At 30.3% G+C, this 17,620-nt stretch carries 16 protein-coding genes; 3 read left to right on the plus strand and 13 right to left on the minus strand.

Annotated features, from left to right (window positions below):
• Positions 1-2: 2 nt before the first annotated feature.
• From ALEK_RS02855 to napA, 4 genes are read right to left on the minus strand one after another with little or no spacing between them, the layout of a single operon-like run.
• Positions 3-605 carry a nitrate reductase cytochrome c-type subunit gene (locus ALEK_RS02855; protein WP_071626323.1) on the minus strand — a complete coding sequence of 201 codons (603 nt, stop codon included), beginning with the start codon at positions 603-605 and terminating at the stop codon, positions 3-5.
• Positions 592-1,422, minus strand: coding sequence for a quinol dehydrogenase ferredoxin subunit NapH (napH, locus tag ALEK_RS02860; protein WP_071626322.1), 831 nt, complete (start codon positions 1,420-1,422; stop codon positions 592-594). The genes ALEK_RS02855 and napH overlap by 14 nt, the downstream gene beginning before the upstream one ends.
• A complete protein-coding gene (gene napG / locus ALEK_RS02865) occupies positions 1,422-2,225 on the minus strand; it encodes a ferredoxin-type protein NapG (protein ID WP_071626478.1) in 804 nt (267 codons plus the stop codon). Before napG ends, napH begins: the two co-directional genes overlap by 1 nt.
• A gap of 58 nt (positions 2,226-2,283) precedes the next feature.
• The gene (gene napA / locus ALEK_RS02870; RefSeq protein WP_071626321.1) at positions 2,284-5,085 is read right to left on the minus strand and encodes a nitrate reductase catalytic subunit NapA; all 2,802 of its coding nucleotides are present in this window, start codon (positions 5,083-5,085) and stop codon (positions 2,284-2,286) included.
• A 246-nt stretch (positions 5,086-5,331) separates the two neighbouring features.
• On the opposite strand from napA, the gene ALEK_RS02875 reads away from it, so the two are divergent.
• From ALEK_RS02875 to ALEK_RS02885, 3 genes are all read left to right on the plus strand, one after another.
• The gene (locus ALEK_RS02875; protein WP_071626320.1) at positions 5,332-5,703 is read left to right on the plus strand and encodes a hypothetical protein; all 372 of its coding nucleotides are present in this window, start codon (positions 5,332-5,334) and stop codon (positions 5,701-5,703) included.
• A gap of 48 nt (positions 5,704-5,751) precedes the next feature.
• Positions 5,752-6,315, plus strand: a complete 564-nt coding sequence (locus tag ALEK_RS02880; protein ID WP_071626319.1) for a precorrin-2 dehydrogenase/sirohydrochlorin ferrochelatase family protein — start codon at positions 5,752-5,754, stop codon at positions 6,313-6,315.
• Between the two features lie 83 nt (positions 6,316-6,398).
• Positions 6,399-7,025 carry a LysE family translocator gene (locus ALEK_RS02885; RefSeq protein ID WP_228146268.1) on the plus strand — a complete coding sequence of 209 codons (627 nt, stop codon included), beginning with the start codon at positions 6,399-6,401 and terminating at the stop codon, positions 7,023-7,025.
• A 13-nt stretch (positions 7,026-7,038) separates the two neighbouring features.
• Here ALEK_RS02885 and ALEK_RS02890 read toward each other — a convergent pair whose 3' ends face one another.
• The 9 genes from ALEK_RS02890 to ALEK_RS02930 form a co-directional block, all read right to left on the minus strand.
• Entirely contained in the window at positions 7,039-9,276 is a 2,238-nt protein-coding gene (locus ALEK_RS02890; protein ID WP_071626317.1) for a methyl-accepting chemotaxis protein, read from the minus strand.
• Between the two features lie 45 nt (positions 9,277-9,321).
• On the minus strand, positions 9,322-10,689 hold the full coding sequence (locus ALEK_RS02895; RefSeq protein WP_420372112.1) for an L-serine ammonia-lyase: 1,368 nt from the start codon (positions 10,687-10,689) through the stop codon (positions 9,322-9,324).
• Positions 10,682-11,428 carry an amino acid ABC transporter ATP-binding protein gene (locus tag ALEK_RS02900; RefSeq protein ID WP_071626315.1) on the minus strand — a complete coding sequence of 249 codons (747 nt, stop codon included), beginning with the start codon at positions 11,426-11,428 and terminating at the stop codon, positions 10,682-10,684. The genes ALEK_RS02895 and ALEK_RS02900 overlap by 8 nt, the downstream gene beginning before the upstream one ends.
• A 25-nt stretch (positions 11,429-11,453) precedes the next feature.
• Positions 11,454-12,533: an amino acid ABC transporter permease gene (locus tag ALEK_RS02905; RefSeq protein ID WP_071626314.1), complete on the minus strand. Its 1,080-nt coding sequence runs from the start codon at positions 12,531-12,533 to the stop codon at positions 11,454-11,456.
• Positions 12,533-13,588 carry an amino acid ABC transporter permease gene (locus ALEK_RS02910; RefSeq protein ID WP_228146267.1) on the minus strand — a complete coding sequence of 352 codons (1,056 nt, stop codon included), beginning with the start codon at positions 13,586-13,588 and terminating at the stop codon, positions 12,533-12,535. The genes ALEK_RS02905 and ALEK_RS02910 overlap by 1 nt, the downstream gene beginning before the upstream one ends.
• Before the next feature lie 212 nt (positions 13,589-13,800).
• Positions 13,801-14,817: an amino acid ABC transporter substrate-binding protein gene (locus ALEK_RS02915; RefSeq protein WP_071626312.1), complete on the minus strand. Its 1,017-nt coding sequence runs from the start codon at positions 14,815-14,817 to the stop codon at positions 13,801-13,803.
• Between the two features lie 256 nt (positions 14,818-15,073).
• On the minus strand, positions 15,074-15,805 hold the full coding sequence (gene cobA, locus ALEK_RS02920; protein ID WP_071626311.1) for a uroporphyrinogen-III C-methyltransferase: 732 nt from the start codon (positions 15,803-15,805) through the stop codon (positions 15,074-15,076).
• Between the two features lie 105 nt (positions 15,806-15,910).
• Complete coding sequence (locus ALEK_RS02925) at positions 15,911-16,888, minus strand: type IV pili methyl-accepting chemotaxis transducer N-terminal domain-containing protein (RefSeq protein ID WP_071626310.1); 978 nt, start codon at positions 16,886-16,888, stop codon at positions 15,911-15,913.
• Complete coding sequence (locus tag ALEK_RS02930) at positions 16,885-17,550, minus strand: Crp/Fnr family transcriptional regulator (protein ID WP_071626309.1); 666 nt, start codon at positions 17,548-17,550, stop codon at positions 16,885-16,887. The genes ALEK_RS02925 and ALEK_RS02930 overlap by 4 nt, the downstream gene beginning before the upstream one ends.
• Positions 17,551-17,620 lie beyond the last annotated feature (70 nt).

The raw sequence follows: 17,620 nt of genomic DNA on the forward strand, positions 1-17,620 counted from the left end.
AATTACTTTTTTAATGTATCTAAATCGTCTAGGATTACTTCATCCCAGCTTGATTTGAATGCACCATTTTCTCTAGTATAAGCAGCTTCGAAATCATTTTCTACAGCTAATTTACCAGTACTTTGAGGAGCATGACATTGGCTACAATTGAATCTTGCACCCGCTAATTGTGAAATTGGTTTAACAGAAACTTCATTTTTCATGTTATCAACTGATTTAGTAAATGTTTTACCATCAAAGTTGTGTTTTGGTCTAAAGTCCATAAAGTGAGACTTTGGAATTGGAGTTGCTCCCATTGATGGTGCAACTGTTGGTTCGTGACACATAGTACATTGGTTGTTATCAATAGTAATTGGTAACATACCTTCAGTATCATGAGGAATCATTGGTGGCGCATCTTGGAATGCTCTAGCAATTTTCTTAGAACCACCTGCTGCATCTTTACTATATAGTGTTTTATCACCAGTTGTAGTAGATTCAGAATATAAATCTGTCTTTCTTAACCCTAAAGATTCTTCACTTACTGTTTTTGCTGCTGTAGCGCATCCAACAGTAAATACTGCTGCGATGGCTGCAATTGAAATTGTTAATTTACTGAACTTCATTTTGTCTTTCCTTCTTTAAATTTTTTATTGAAAAATTAAGAGCATCATCATCACAAACTTCTATACATCTTGCACAATTTGTACACTCAGCACCTAATACAGGTTTTGATTCTTTTGTAATCATTGAAAGAACTTGAACTTCCGGACAAACTTCTTTACATTTCATACATTCTGTACAGTTATCAACATTATGATGAACTCTAATAAAACTAAACTTCCCTATTAGTGAATAAGCTCCACCAAGAGGACATATATGACCACACCAGCCATTTTTTAAAACAAACAAATCAAAAAGAAATATTACAAGTATTGCTGCCCAGCCAAAACCAAAGCCGAAAATAATACCTCTATGAACCATAGAGATCGGCGATATTAACTCAAACGCTGCTACTCCCATTAAAAATGAGATAACTAAACTTATAACAATAACCCAGTATCTTATATTTCTAGAAGCTGGTTGCTTTTTTTGAACTTGATTAAAACCAAATTTTCTTCTTAGGTAGTTTGCTAAGTCCGTAATCATATTTACCGGACATACCCAAGAACAAAAAGCTCTTCCACCAACTGTCATATAAAACAAAACAATGATTAAAGCACCTAAAAGCACATCAAATGATAATACTGCACCTGTCGCAAATATTTGTAAAACGGCATAAGGGTCACTTAAAGGTATAACACCCATAAGAAGAGACGAACTTAAGTTCCCCATTAATACGTTAATTCCATATATATTTGCTATTACATATAAAACCATAATCGAAACTTGAACAATTCTTCTAGCAAGAAGGTATCTATATTTTGAAAAAAATGTTTTCATTAGTATAAATCCTCCATTGAACTATTTAAAGAATCCAGTGCAGACTTTTCATTAATACCAGTGATATTTTCTTCACTTGTTGCGTTTTCAAGTCTTTTCTCATCATTTTTATCCCAGCCCTTGATGTAATAATCCCCAGCTCTGCCTTCGGCAACTTTTCTAGGAAGTACAAAAATTGCTGCTTTTTCTGTTACACAGGCTTGTTCACATAACCCACACCCTGTACATACATCAGCATGAACAATAGGTTTTAAAAAGGCATGTTTACCTGTTCTAGGGTTCTTTGTGTACTCTACAGATATAGCTTCTCCTAAAAGTGGACAAGCTCTGTAACAAGCATCACATTGAATACCCCAAAAAGCAATACAACTATTATCATCAACAACTGCAACACCCATATCGGCTTTGTTTATATCTAGCTCTTTTTTCTCATTTTGCACAGATTTTATATCAAGTGCTCCAGTGGGACAAACCGGAACACAAGGAATATCTGGACACATATAACAAGGAGTGTCTCTTGGCTCGAAATAAGGAGTTCCAAGAGGTTTATTCTCACCTGGTTTGGCTAGCTTAAGTGTATCAAAGGGACAAGCTTCTACACAAATCCCACACTTAATACATGTTGCAAGAAAATCTTCCTCATTCAGTGCAGCTGGAGGTCTTAGTATTAACTCAGTTGCTTTAACTTCATCAACATAGGCACTCCAAGTAAGTGCTCCTAAAACTGCTAGACCTGTTGTTCTAGCAATCTTTAGGAAAAACTTTCTTCTGTCACTCATAGGTTCTTTTGCTTGCGCTTTCATTTTTGACTCTTTTTTACTTTGAGGATTAATATTGCTCAAGACAATATACCCTCCTTAATTATGCTTTATAAATTTTTACCGCACATTTTTTAAAGTCTGTTTGTTTTGACTGTGGACAAGTAGCATCTAAACAAACTTTGTTAATAAATACTTTCTCATCGAACCAAGGAACAAATACTAGTCCTCTAGAAGGTCTATTTCTACCTCTAGTTTCAACTCTAGCTTTAACTTTTCCTCTTCTAGACTCAACCCAACATAAAGCACCTTGTTTAACATCATATTTCTTAGCATCTTCTGGATGCATGTAACATAATGCTTCTGGTACTGCTCTGTATAATTCTGGAACTCTCATAGTCATTGTTCCTGAATGCCAGTGCTCTAATACTCTACCTGTTGATAACCATACTGGGTAATCAGTATCTGGCATTTCTGGGTAATCCATATAAGGTCTAGCAAAGATTTTCGCTTTGTTTTTTAAAGATTTTTTGTTTTTATCTTTAATACCGTTTAAGTCACCTTGAGCTAATTTCTTAGCTAATTTACCATAGAATGCGAAGTCACTATCTGGACTTGCTTTTTTAGCATAAGGATCGTATTTAGTATTAAATCTCCATTGAGTTTCTTTACCATCAACAACTGGCCATTTTAATCCTCTTACTTTGTGGTAAGTATCAAAGTCAGCTAAATCGTGTGCATGACCTCTTGTAAAGTCTGCATACTCTTCGAATAAGTATTTTTGAATAAAGAATCCGTATCCTTTAAATACTTTACCGTCAGAACCAACAACGTTTCTTGCATCACCAACACCATCAGTATTATCATATCCAGCTTGGATAGGATCATCTTGAGATATTTTGAATGCTTTAGCTCTATCATTTGCGAATAAAATGTCATACATAGTTGTATTTTCATCGTAACCCATTTTCTTAGCTTTAGCGATTACATCTGGAAGTTTTTTACCACCTCTTAATGTATATTCACCCCATACATCTTTAACAGTAAATCTTTTTGATAACTCAACCCATTGCCACATATCTGACATTGAATCACCAACTGGTACAACTTGTTGTCTCCAGTGTTGAGTTCTTCTTTCAGCATTACCGTAAGCTCCCCATTTTTCATACATCATTGCTGATGGTAAAATAAGGTCAGAAACTTTTGCAGAGATACCTGGGTACCCATCAGAAGTTACAATGAAGTTATCCATTTCTCTAGCTGCTTTAATCCAGTGAGATGCAGAAGCTGAATCTTGGTAAGGATTACAAACATTTACCCATGCAAATTTAATAACACCATCTTCAATATCTCTATGGATTTTCATGATGTGTTGGTTTCCAACTGGGTTAATAGTTCCGTTTGGAACTTGCCATGAATTTTCAACAATTTTTCTATGTTTACCATTTTTTACCATCATATCTGCTGGTAATCTATGTGTAAATGTTCCAACTTCTCTAGCAGTACCACAAGCAGATGGTTGACCTGTTAATGAGAATGCTCCAGAACCTGGCTTAGCTTGTTTATTTAATAAGAAGTGAACGTTGTATGCTAATGTATTAACCCACGTACCTCTTGTATGTTGGTTCATACCCATAGTCCAGAAAGAAACTACTTTTCTTGATTTCTCAATATATAAGTCAGCCATTTCTTTGATTTTTTTCATGAAGTCCGCGTCAGATTCGTCAGGGTTACCTTTAGAAATTTGAGTTGTATATTCAGCTGTATATGGTTCTAATGCTTTTTTGTATTCTTCAAAAGAAATTTCCCAGTGTTTTAATCCAGCTGGCTTATTAACCATTACATCACCTTCTTTATAACCGTAAGGTGCTAATGCAGGTGCTTCATCTTTAGAAACTACTTTTTCCATTTCTTTAGAAATAGTTTCCATTTCTTTATCAGTATATTTACCTTCAACAAGTGATTTCTCACCTTTTCTTCTCATACCGTAACCCATGTTTACTGGAGAAGCTGCGAATACGATATGTTCTTTAATGAACTTCCAATCAATCGCTTCAGGGTTGTTATATACAATCTCTCTAGCAATATAGTTCCATAATGCTAAGTCAGAGTTTGGCTTGAAGATAATTTCGATATCAGCAATATCAGATGTTCTGTGTCTGTATGTTGATAAGTTAATGATTTTAACTTTTTTAGGATCAGATAGTTTTCTATCAGTAACTCTTGACCATAAAATAGGGTGCATTTCTGCCATGTTTGATCCCCAAGTTAAGATAGTATCAGTTAACTCGATATCATCGTAACATCCAGAAGGCTCATCAACACCAAATGTTTGGTAGAAACCAACAACGGCAGATGCCATACAGTGTCTAGCATTTGGATCGAATGCATTCGATCTGAATCCACCTTTCATCATCTTTTGAGCGGCATAACCTTCCATAACAGTATACTGTCCAGAACTGAATACACCAACACCTTCAGGACCAGATGCCTTAAGTGCTTTTTTGATGTTAACTTCCATCTCATCAAATGCTCTTTCCCATGAAACAGGTGCAAAGTTACCTTTTTTATCAAATTCACCTTTAGCATTAACTCTTAGTAATGGTTGCTTTAATCTATCTGCACCATACATGATTTTTGCATTAAAGTATCCCTTGATACAGTTAAGTCCTCTATTTACAGGTGCTGCTGGATCCCCTTTTACTGCAACGATCTTACCATTTTTCGTTGCCATCATGATACCACATCCAGTACCACAGAATCTACAAGCTGCCTTGTCCCATCTCCAACCACCTTCGGCTGCGTTAGCTTTTGCCTCTAACTCACTTGGTACGTTCATACCAATAGCTGCTGCTGCTGATGCGGCTGCCGAGCTCTTTAGAAAATCTCTTCTTGAAAGCGACATAACTTCTCCTTTTATATAAGTTTTATATGTTTTAACGAGAAAATTTTATCACTTAAAAAAGAATAATCAATTGACTTGTGTCAAGCGAGTTAAGTTTTAATTAAGACTAAAATTGTCCTATTTAGAAATACAATGTATAAAAATAATTTAAATTCGATAATAAAATAGCTTATTTTATGTTATAATTTATCCATAAAAAGGAGTTTTACAGGATTAAACGATAATTTTGTAAAAAATAATAACAAAATGAACAAAGCATATTATTCATCAAAAACTTTATTTAATACACAAAAAAATACTTATTTAAATGAAATTAATGTAAATAATACATTCAATAATTTTTTCAAAAATACCTATGAAGATAATTTAAAAAGTGTTTTAGACATCTTGATTGAAAACAAAAAAGAAGCTCATTTAATGACTTTAGACATATTAAAAGAGAAAAATGTAGTAAATGAAGAATTAAATAAAATAAATTTACTAATTTTATTAGGTCAAAATAAACAAGCTCATCAACTTGAACTTACTAATAAAGATAAAAAGATATTTAAAGAGTACTCTCAAGTTTATCAAAAAATTGAAAATAAATTAAATACTAATAGTAATAGAAACAATTAGATATATTTGTTTTGATATAATTTAGCAAATTTATATCAAGGACTTCTCGTGTCATATTTTCCTGCTTTTATTAACTTTGAAAATAAAAAAATATTAATTGTTGGTGCTGGAAAAATAGCATTTTCAAAATTAACTCACTTATTAGAATTCAGCTCTAATATTGCAGTCCTATCTAATGACTTTAATACTGAAATAGAAAATACAATAAAAGAAAATAATCTAGAAGCTTTAAAGAAAAATTATCAATCAAGTGATTTAGATGGATATGATATTGTAATTGCAGCCTTAGATAATATAGAAATCCAAAAACTAATTTATGAAGATTCAAGAAAACAAAACTGCTTATGTAATTGTGTTGATTTACCTAAACTATGTGATTTTATATTTCCTGCTTATATTAAAAAAGGAGATTTAACAATTGCTATTTCTACAAATGGAAACTCACCTGCTGTTTCAAAACAATTAAGAATCTATTTAGAGAAACTAATTCCAAATTCAATAACAAACTTTTTAGAAGAGATGAAAGAGTATAGAAATACAATGCCAAAAGGTATTGAGAGAATGAAATTTTTAGAGCAAAAAGCAAAAAGTTATTTTTCTTCTTTAAAATAGAAAAAGAAGAGTTTTTTACTTAAAAAAATCACTAGATATTTATTCCTTTTTGTATATAATCTTACTTTATAAAAAGGATTATTTTGGACTTTATTAACCTAGCTTTATTAGCTGTATTTATTCCCACTTTTTTTGTAGTTTCTATTACCCCTGGAATGTGTATGACTCTATCTCTTAGTATGGGCATGAGTATTGGATTGAGAAAAACACTTTATATGATGTATGGAGAATTAGTAGGAGTTGGACTTGTTGCAACTGCTTCTGTAATTGGTGTTGCTACTATTATGCTTAAGTATCCTAGTATTTTCTTAGTACTTAAATATGGTGGGGGAGCATATCTATTTTATCTTGGTATTCAAATGTGGTTATCACGTGGAAAAATGGCTTTAAATCTTGATGATTGCCAGTATAATATTTCAAAGAAAAACCTAATGATGCAAGGATTTATAACAGCTATTGCTAATCCAAAAGGTTGGGCATTTTTTATAGCATTACTTCCACCTTTTATTGATGATTCTTTACCTATGGGTTCTCAATTAACAGTTTTAATTTTTATGATTTTACTTTTGGAGTTTACTTGTTTGATTATTTATGCAAGTGGTGGTAAGACTTTACGTAAGTTATTACAAAATAGCTCAAACGTAAGATTAATAAATAAAATTGCAGGAACTTTAATGATGGGAATAGGGGTATGGTTAGCCTTTGGCTAATTCCCCTATAGTTTTATTTCTTCCCTTTAAATTCACTCTTATTTACATTTTCAACAACAGCAATAGCGATATTATTTGTATCACTTGAAATTTCATTTGTTTGTTCTGCTACTTGAGCATTTTCTTGTGTAAATCTATCTAATCCATTAATTGTATCACTAATATGAATCATTACATTTGTTTGCTCTTTAGCTGCGTTTGCTACATCATTAATAATGTCATCTGTCTCTTTGATTTTATTTTCTAAATTCTCAAAACCATCAATCATACTAGAACTTATTTTTTTACCTTCACTTGTTTGTAGTGTTGCACTTTCAACTAACTCTTTTATTTCTTTAGCAGCTTCAGCAGATCTACTTGCAAGATTACGAACTTCAGCTGCAACTACTGCAAAGCCTTTTCCAGCTTCTCCTGCAGTTGCTGCTTCAACTGCTGCATTAAGTGATAAAATATTTGTTTGGAAGGCAATTTGATCAATTACTGCAATTGATTCATTAATTGTTTGAACCTTTTCATTTATCTCATCCATAGATGTTACTGTTTGATTTGCAAGCTCTTTTCCATGGTTTGAAGACTCTTTTGTATTTGCAGATAAAGCAAACATACTTTGAGCTTTTTGGCTTGTCTGGTTAATATTTTCTGTAATTTGTGTAATTGAAGCAGCTACTTCTTCAAGTGATGCTGCTTGGTTTGTTGCATTTGAGCTTAAAATATTTACATTATTTGATAATTGTGTTGCACTACTTTTTAATTGTAATCCATCATTTTGATTATCTACTAGAATTTCTGTAATAATATTATTCATATTATTAATTTCAGTTCCAATTTTTCCACATCTATTAATATCTAACTCTTTCGTAAAGTCTTTTTTTGCATACTGTTCTAAAACAGAACTAATTTCATTTATATCTTTACCTATAAAACTCTCTAAGTTTTCAAGCATATTATTAATAAGCTCTTTTAGTTCATTTAGAGATTGAGTACTACAAGTACTTTCAATTCTTTTCTCCAAGTGACCATGACTTACTTCATTTACAACTTCTTTTACATTTGAGATTAAACAATTATCTTCATTTAAATGAATTTTTATCTCTTCAATATTTTCATTAACTAGTTGTGCCATTTTTCCTATTTCATCATTGCTATTAACATCAATTTTTTCAGCACTATCTTTTGTTTTATTAAGATAATTAAAGAAGTCTAATAATCCATGTTGGAATCTATCTAATGGATTTGAGATTACTTTATTGATTAAAAGATAAATAACACTTAATAAAATAAGAACTAGTATTACTGTTGCAATAATAAATACTTTTTGAACTTGCTCAGAGATTTTTAGAAACTCATCTTGATATGAACCTGCAACTATTGTCCAATTCCATTTTTTATAATTTGTAAAGGCTGCTACTTTTTCTGCAACTAAACCATTTTCATTGTAGTCATAGTGAATAACACCATTTTTCTTTTTAAGGATCTCTTCTATAAATAAATTATCATTTGCATCTTTTAGTTTAGAAATATTCTTACCTTCTAAGGATTTATGTAAAATAAGTTTACCTTTGTTATCTAGAATATAAATATATCCAGTATCTCCAATAACAACTTCTTTTAATTTCTTTTTTAAAGTCTCTAAACCTTTAGTAAAGTCATATCCAATATATAAAGCCCCAATAATTTCATCATTTTTAATAATAGGTGAATAAACAGACATATAACTTTTGTTTGCTATTTCTTCAAGTCCTATGAATTTTTCTTTATTTTGAATATTTTTATATGTATTAGAAGATGGTTTAATAGTATCAAGTAAAATTCTTTCACCTTTTTCATCCATAAGTGAAGAAGTAATTCTAATATATTCATCCCCATCTTTAACGTATACAGCAGATACTGCACCTGTTAATTCAGTAAAATGATCAACTGGTTGGAAGTTTTTATTTAATCTTGAAAATCCATCAAATAAAGCTAATGTTTCAACTCCATTTATTTTGACTTTTCTATTACCTTTTTTTCTAAGATTTAAAAAAGATTTTTCAAATACATTTAAAAGAATCATAGAGTTTTTTTCCAATGAATCATTATAAATCTGAGCTGTTTGATGATAATTATTTACTTGAATTTTTAAATTTGATTCTAATTCTTTGATTAGATTTTTATTAATATTTGAAATCATAAATATTGTAAAAATTATCATTAAAACTAAAATTGTAATCCCTATTAAAATAGAGAATTTTTTATTAATACTGTTTACCATAGTATTATCCTTAGTATAAAATTGTTTTGCTAGTTTTTTAAGAGATTAACATTCAACGTAATGAACGGCAAGACCACCCATGGACGTTTCTTTATATTTATTTTGCATATCTTTGCCAGTGTCGTACATAGTTTTGATAACTGAATCTAATGAGACATAATGTTTACCATCTTCATTTACTGCCATTCTAGCAGCATTTACAGCTTTCATAGCAGCCATTGCATTTCGCTCAATACAAGGTATTTGCACAAGTCCTGCAATTGGGTCACAAGTAAGTCCTAAATTATGTTCCATTCCAATTTCAGCAGCATTTTCTATTTGATTATTATTAGCACCCAAAAATGAAGCCATTCCCGCAGCAGCCATAGAACAAGCTACTCCTACTTCTCCTTGGCATCCAACATCAGCACCCGAAATTGAGGCATTTTTTTGATATAAAAGCCCAATAGCTCCTGATGTTAATAAAAAGTCAATTACTACATCATCATTGTTTTTATGATTTAAAAAGTTTATTATATAGTGTAAAACAGCAGGAATAATTCCAGAAGCTCCGTTTGTAGGAGCTGTTACAACTCTGCCTCCACAAGCATTTTCTTCATTTACAGCTAATGCATATAAATTTATCCAATCCACAATTGCTAATGGATCATTTGGAACTTTTGCTTTTAGTTTTTGATGAATATTAAAAGCACGTTTTGGAACTTTAAGTCCACCTGGTAAAATACCATCACTATTTAGTCCTTTTGAAACAGACTCTTTCATAACATCCCAAATCTCTAATAAATCTTTTTTTATATCTTCTTCATTTTTATAAGCTTTTTCATTCTCTAAAACAAGTTGTGCAATACTTAAATTATTTGTTTTTGCTTTTTCCAATAACTCTTTTGCGCTAGAAAAATTATATGGAAGAGTTTTTTCATCTATTTTTTTAGAATTAATTTCATCTTCACTTATTACTTCTCCTCCACCAATTGAATAATAAGTTTTAGAAAAAAGCTCAGTAGCATTTTTATAAATACTTAATTTAATTGCATTTGGATGAAAGGCTAGAGTTTTGTTTTGATATAAAATTAAATCCTCTTTATATGAGAATGTAATCTCTTTTTCATTAAATAGTTTTAGTAATGAAGAGTTTTTTATTTGATCTATTTTTTTTTGAATTGTATTTGTATCTACAGTTTTAGGTTCATTTCCCATTAGGCCTAATAAAACAGCACTATCACTATGATGTCCAATTCCTGTAGCTCCTAGTGAGCCAAATAACTCTACTTTGATTCTGTCAAGATTTGAAAAGTGATTTTGTTCTTTTATTAACTCTACAAACCTTTTTGCAATAAGCATTGGTCCTACGGTGTGTGAGCTTGAAGGCCCAACACCTATTTTAAAAAGGTTAAAGATAGTCATTTTAGTGATCTAAAATTTGTTGTAAGAATAGTTTTAATCTATCTGATTGAGGATTGTCAAAGAACTCATGAGGAGTATTTTCTTCTACAATTTGTCCTGCATCCATAAAGATAACTCTATCTGCTACTTTTTTTGCGAATCCCATTTCGTGAGTTACACAAACCATAGTAATCCCATCATTAGCAAGTTCTGTCATTACATCTAGAACTTCTCCAATCATTTCAGGATCTAGGGCTGCTGTTGGTTCATCAAATAACATAATATCTGGGTTTGAACATAAACATCTTGCAATTGCAACTCTTTGTTGTTGACCTCCAGATAATTGATTTGGATACTTATCTGCTTGATCTGCAATTTTAACTCGTTCTAAATAGTGCATTGCAGTTTTAATTGCTTCTTTTCTAGGTTTCTTACCAACCCAAGTAGGAGCTAGAATTAAGTTTTCTAAGATTGAAAGGTGAGGGAATAGGTTAAAGTGTTGGAATACCATTCCAACATGTGTTCTAACCTCTCTAATTCTTTTTACATCTTCTGTTAATTCTAAACCATTAATAAGAATTTGACCTTCTTGGAAAGCTTCAAGTCTATTCATACATCTAATAGTTGTAGATTTTCCAGACCCAGAAGGTCCACAAATTACAACTCTTTCACCTTTTTTTACATTTAAGTTAACATTTTTTAATACGTGAAAATCCCCGTACCATTTGTTAAGTTCTTTTAGTTGTATCATATATTCTAATTCGCTCATTTTGTAATCCTATAATTATTTTCTATTATCTATGATTTGTATTAAATCTATTTTCAATTGACTTAGCATATTTAGACATACTAAAACAAATAACCCAATATATCATCGTTACGAAAACATAACCTTCTGTTTCAAATCCTAACCAGTTTGTATCACTATTTGTAAGTGTTACCATTGCAAGAACATCGAATAATCCAATAATTAAGATAAGCGTAGTATCTTTGAATAATGAAATAAATGACCCAACAATATTTGGAATAGAAATTTTTAATGCTTGTGGTAAGATAACTAATCCCATCTTTTTCCAGTAAGTTAAACCTAAAGCATCTGCTGCTTCATATTGACCTTTTGGAATAGCTTGTAATCCACCTCTAATAACTTCGGCGATATAAGCTGCTTGAAATAAAGTAATACCAATTAATGCTCTTAATAATTTATCAAAATCCATTCCTTCTGGGAAGAATAGAGGTAAAATTACTGATGCCATAAATAAAATAGTAATTAAAGGAACCCCTCTAATAAACTCAATATATATAACAGAGATTGTTTTGATAATTGGCATATGTGATTGTCTTCCTAGGGCAAAAATAATACCAATAGGAAATGATGCAATAATACCAACTGATGCAACAATAATAGTAAGTAATAATCCACCCCATTTATCTGTTTCAACAACTTCTAATCCAAATCCACCTGCAACTAAAATATAAGTTATTACAGGGAAAGAAAGGATCATGAATGCTTTTACTTTAATATTATCAATCTTTTTAAAGGCAATAATATAAACTAAAAAGATAAATAGTGCTAAGTTTGGTCTCCAGTATAATTCTTCTGGATAGAAACCATAAATAAATTGATTGAATTTTTCAAAAATGAAAATCCATCTAGCTCCATCTTTTGTAATCTCATCTTTTGTTCCACTCCAAGTAGCATCGAAAATCATCCAATCTAATAATGGTGGCATAACAAGATAAATAAAATAAAATGATACTAATGTTAAAACTGTACTAAGAATAGAATTAAATAAATTCTCTTTAGCCCAGTGGATAACACCTTTAGTATTTGAAGGAGCTGCTCTTGCTTCTAGTTTTTCATAAATAGCCATTATCTCTCCTTTATTTGCATTTTTTTATTTGCGTAGTTCATTAGCACTGAAATAAGAATACTTAGTGTTAAATAAACAGCCATTGTCATTAAGATAATCTCAATTGCTTGTCCAACTTGATTTAATGAAGTACCTGAGAAAATAGTTACTAACTCTGGATAACCAATAGCAGTTGCTAATGAGGAGTTTTTTACTAAGTTTAGGTATTGATTAATAACAGGTGGAATAATAACTCTTAATGCTTGTGGTAAAACAACTTTTTTAAGAATAATATAGTCTTTTAATCCTAATGCATGTGCTGCTTCTTTTTGACCTTTTGGAACTGCTTCGATACCAGCTCTTACAGCTTCTGCGATATAAGTAGCTGTATAAATACTAAGTGCAAAAGATAAGGCTAATAATTCAGGGATTAAAGTCCAACCACCTCTGAAGTTAAAACCTTTTAGTTGTGCATATTCTAATGTTGCAGGTGTACCACTTAGGAAATAAACTAATACAGGTGCTCCTATTAAAATTGCTAGAGAAGTTCCAAGTAGGGGAAACTCTTCTCCTGTTTCATCATGTCTTTTTTTGGCCCAATTTGATAGATAAACAACAGCTATAATACCTAGAATAAAAGCAATAATAACTGCAATAAAACCACTCTCTAAAATAGGTTTAGGAATGTATAACCCACGATTATTGAAGAAAATAGAGTCAAAAAAAGAAATACTTTGTTTGGGACTTGGTAGTGCCGCTAAAACAACGTTGTACCAGAATAGAATTTGTAGTAAAATTGGTATATTTCTAAATGTCTCAACATAAACCATTGATAGTTTTGAAACCATCCAGTTTTTTGAAAGTCTTCCAACACCAACTAATAATCCAATAAGAGATGCAAAGATAATACCAATAACAGAAACTAAAATAGTGTTTAATAAACCAACTATAAATACTTTTCCATGGCTATCTGCTTCATCATATGCAATTAAGGACTGTAAGATTCCAAATCCAGCTTCACTGCCTAAGAAATCGAAACCTGTGTTAATTCCACGTTTTTCAATATTTATAAACATATTATTTAAAACAAAATATGTGAATATGAATATCGATGCAAGCGCAATTATTTGATAAATAATGGCCCTGTTGTCGGGATTGTTATAAAACGCACTCGAAAACATTGAGGGCTTATTTTTTTTATTCATTTTTATACCTTAATAAAAAAAAGGGGGATGATTCCCCCTTTCTGTAATAGAAACTAATATATATAAGTTATTAGATAAGTTGATTATCTAATTGGTGCTCCGTATTGAATACCACCATCATTCCAAAGTTTGTTTAAACCTCTTTCAATTTTTAAAGGAGAGTTAGCCCCAACATTTCTTTCAAATGATTCACCATAGTTTCCTACGTTTTTGATAATATTATATGCCCATTTTTTATCTAAACCTAAGTTTTTACCAGATTCTCCAGATTCACCTAAGATTCTTTTGATTCCTGGGTTTTTACTTTTTAACATAGAATCTACATTTGCTTGAGTAATTCCAAATTCTTCAGCATTTAATAATGCAATGTGAGTCCATTTAACAATATTAAACCATTTATCATCACCTTGTCTTACAACTGGTCCTAATGGTTCTTTTGAAATAATCTCAGGAAGTACTTTTACAGAACTAGGATCTTTTACTTTTAAAACTAAACCATAAAGTTGAGAAGCATCAGAAGTTACAACGTCACATCTACCAGATTTGAATCCTTCAATAGTTTGACCAGATGTATCATAAGTAATTGGTTTATAAGTCATTTTATTAGCTTTGAAGTAATCAGTTAGATTAAGTTCAGTTGTTGTACCTGCTTGAATACAAACAGTTGCTCCATCTAATTCTTTTGCTGAATTTACACCAATATCTTTATTTACTAAGAAACCTTGACCGTCATAATAATTTACACCAGCAAAGTTAAGACCTAATGAAGTATCTCTTGTGTTAGTCCAAGTAGTTGATCTTGATAATAAATCAATTTCACCACTTTGAAGTGCCGTAAATCTCTCTTTTGCAGTTAAAGAAACATATTTAACTTTTGATGCGTCACCAAATACAGCAGATGCAACAGCTTTACACATATCAACATCTAAGCCTTTCCATTGACCACTTGAATCAGTTGCAGAAAAACCAGCAATACCTGTAGATACACCACAATTTAAAACACCTTTTTTCTTAACAGAATCTAATGTATCCGCAGCTGAAACACTCGCTAATAGGGCTACTGTTGCTATACTTAATGAAGCAGTTTTTAAAAATTTCATTTCTCGTCCTTAAAGTTTATTTTGTAAATTCTATATAACTTTTAGCAATTAATTGAATTTAACTTGTAATTCAGTATATTAGTTAAATATAGCATTTGAGTAGCAATGCTGAATAAAATATAGACAATTTTGAAATTTTATTACTACTAATAATAGTAATAAGTATTAATTAGTAATGTAGTTATATATAGAGATGATAAATTATTGAGAAAAGGCGATTTTTAGGGGGTTTGCTAGATTTGATGAAAAAAATGGTTTAATCAAACCATCTTAATTCATCTCTTAAATTTACAACTTCTCCAACAATTATAATTGCTGGACTTTGTGCTTCTTTAGATTTTGAAACAATATCTTCTAATGTTCCACTTATAACTTTTTGATTTTTTGTAGTTCCATTTGAGATTATTGCACAGGGATAATCTTTTCTTTTTCCTACTTCTAAAAGTTTAGTAACAATAAGTTCTATATTATGTAGTCCCATTAAAAAAACAATTGTTTCGTCTTCAATAAATGAACTCCAATTAATATTAGCAATATTGTCACTTGATTTTCTATGCCCAGTTACTACTCTAAATGAAGGAGTAATTCCTCTATTGGTTACAGGAATTCCTGCGTATGCTGGAACTGAGATTGCTGAAGTCACACCTGGGATAATTTCAAATTTTATATTTCTTTGTTTTAAATATAGTGCTTCTTCTCCACCTCGACCAAAAACAAAAGGATCTCCACCTTTTAGTCTTACAACATTTTCATACTTTAATGCGCACTGATAAATGATTTCATTTATTTCATCTTGAGGAACTCTATGATTTCCTTTTTCTTTTCCGACAAATATTAATTCTGTATTTTCTTTTACTTCTTTTAAAATTTCTGGGTTTGCTAATCTATCGTAAATAATAACATCAGCATTTTGAACAAGTCTTAATGCTTTTACTGTCATTAATTCAATATCACCAGGTCCTGCACCTGTTAAATATACTTTTGACATACTTATTTATATTCCTTATAAAATTGTTTAAAAAAGATATAGTAGCATTGAATTTAGTATATTTATTATATCTGCTGATTAAAAAATAAACAGATATAAATAAATTTAGTGGCTTTTACACGAGTTAAGTAAATTATCTAATTCACTTTTTAATTCTTGTAGTTTTTTTGTTGAGTTAATTAATTCTTCTTGTGATTCGATAACCATATCTTCACTTTTGTCTAATTGTTGTGAAATATCAGTTTTACTATTAAGGTCATCAAGGATCTTATCAAATTCATCTGTAATCTCTTCAAGTTTAACAGAAGCATTTGTTGAGTACTCAACAGCTGAGTTTACTTTGTCAATAAAACAGTTTAATGTATCTGTTGCATCAACAATCTCTTTCTCCGCTTCAATTTTTATTGGTTCTATTGGTTCATTATCTGGATTTTGCGCAACTTTTTTTGAGAACTCAAAGAATTTTTTTGCATTCTCTTCCATTGCTTTTAACTCAGAGAAACTGTAGCCTAATAAAAAGATGATAATTAAAGCAAAGAAATATTGAATATATTTTAAATAATCAGTTTTTTGCTCAGTATGACTTGTGTACATTGTTACAAGATTATCAACTTCTTGTAAAAGATTGTTGTTTGTATTATAAATAGAATCAACAATGTTTTTTAATTCTTTTTCATTAGACTCATTTTTATTTAATAGAATCTCTTTGAATTGATTGATATTTGAATAGAAGTTATTCCATAAAATTTCAACTTTAGAAATTTGTTTTCTAATATCATCTGTTGGAGCTTTTAAAATACCTATTAATTCATTACCTTCTCTTAGTGAGTTAAGGTTATAAATAAATTCAACAGTTGCATTATCTAACTCTGAAAAAGAGTGAGTATTATTGTGATATAAATAAAAGATATTTTTAGAAATCTTTTGAGTAAGCATTCTCTCTTTACCTGCTACATTTATTACTAAAGCATCTTTTTTATTTTTATTATTCAAATAAGTTGTTGTTGCTATTATCATCGTCATCAGAATAATAAAAAATACACCGATAATTTTAATTTTATGACTTATTGTATTTGTTTTCACAGTCCTACTCCTTTAAAAACTGAAACTAAAGCATCTTTATTTGTGATACCTACTTCCCCATTTATTACTTCAATTGTTCCTGATCTAGTTAATCTTTTTAAAACTCTTGATAGGGTTTCTGGTTGAATATGTAACATAAAAGAGACTTCTTGTCTTTTTAATTTGTTGAACATATCTAAGTCTTGATTTAGCATAAATGCAACTTTTGCAGTTGCGTCAAATACTAGTTCTCTATTTACAATACATTGTAATTGATGTGTTTTATCAAGTAAAATTTCCATTAATTCCATAGTAAGAATATTCTTTGATAAGAATTGTTCTTGAAATTTTTCGAAATCTATTGATAAAACTACTGAATCCTCAATAAATTCAGCATTAGAAAAACAGTAAATATCATTCTGTTTTATAGAAGATAGCTCTGAAATCATTGAATTTTTATAAATGTGATATAAGAAAATTTCGTTGTCAAACTTATCTACTTTGTAGATTTTGATCAAACCTTCTACTAAAAAAAGTATATTTTTAGTCACATCACTTTCATAGTATAAAATAGAGTTTTTTGGGTACTTTATAACAGTTGAGATAGAAGCAATCATCTCTTTTTGTTCATCATCTAAACTATCAAAAAAACTTATTTTACTTATGGTCTCTTGTATGGGCATACTATACCTTCGTAATTGTTTTGTTTAAGCAATTCTATATTATCCTAGTGTAATTTTAAATTAAATGAAT

Origin of the sequence: Poseidonibacter lekithochrous, from assembly GCF_013283835.1 — a bacterium.
GTDB lineage: Bacteria > Campylobacterota > Campylobacteria > Campylobacterales > Arcobacteraceae > Poseidonibacter > Poseidonibacter lekithochrous.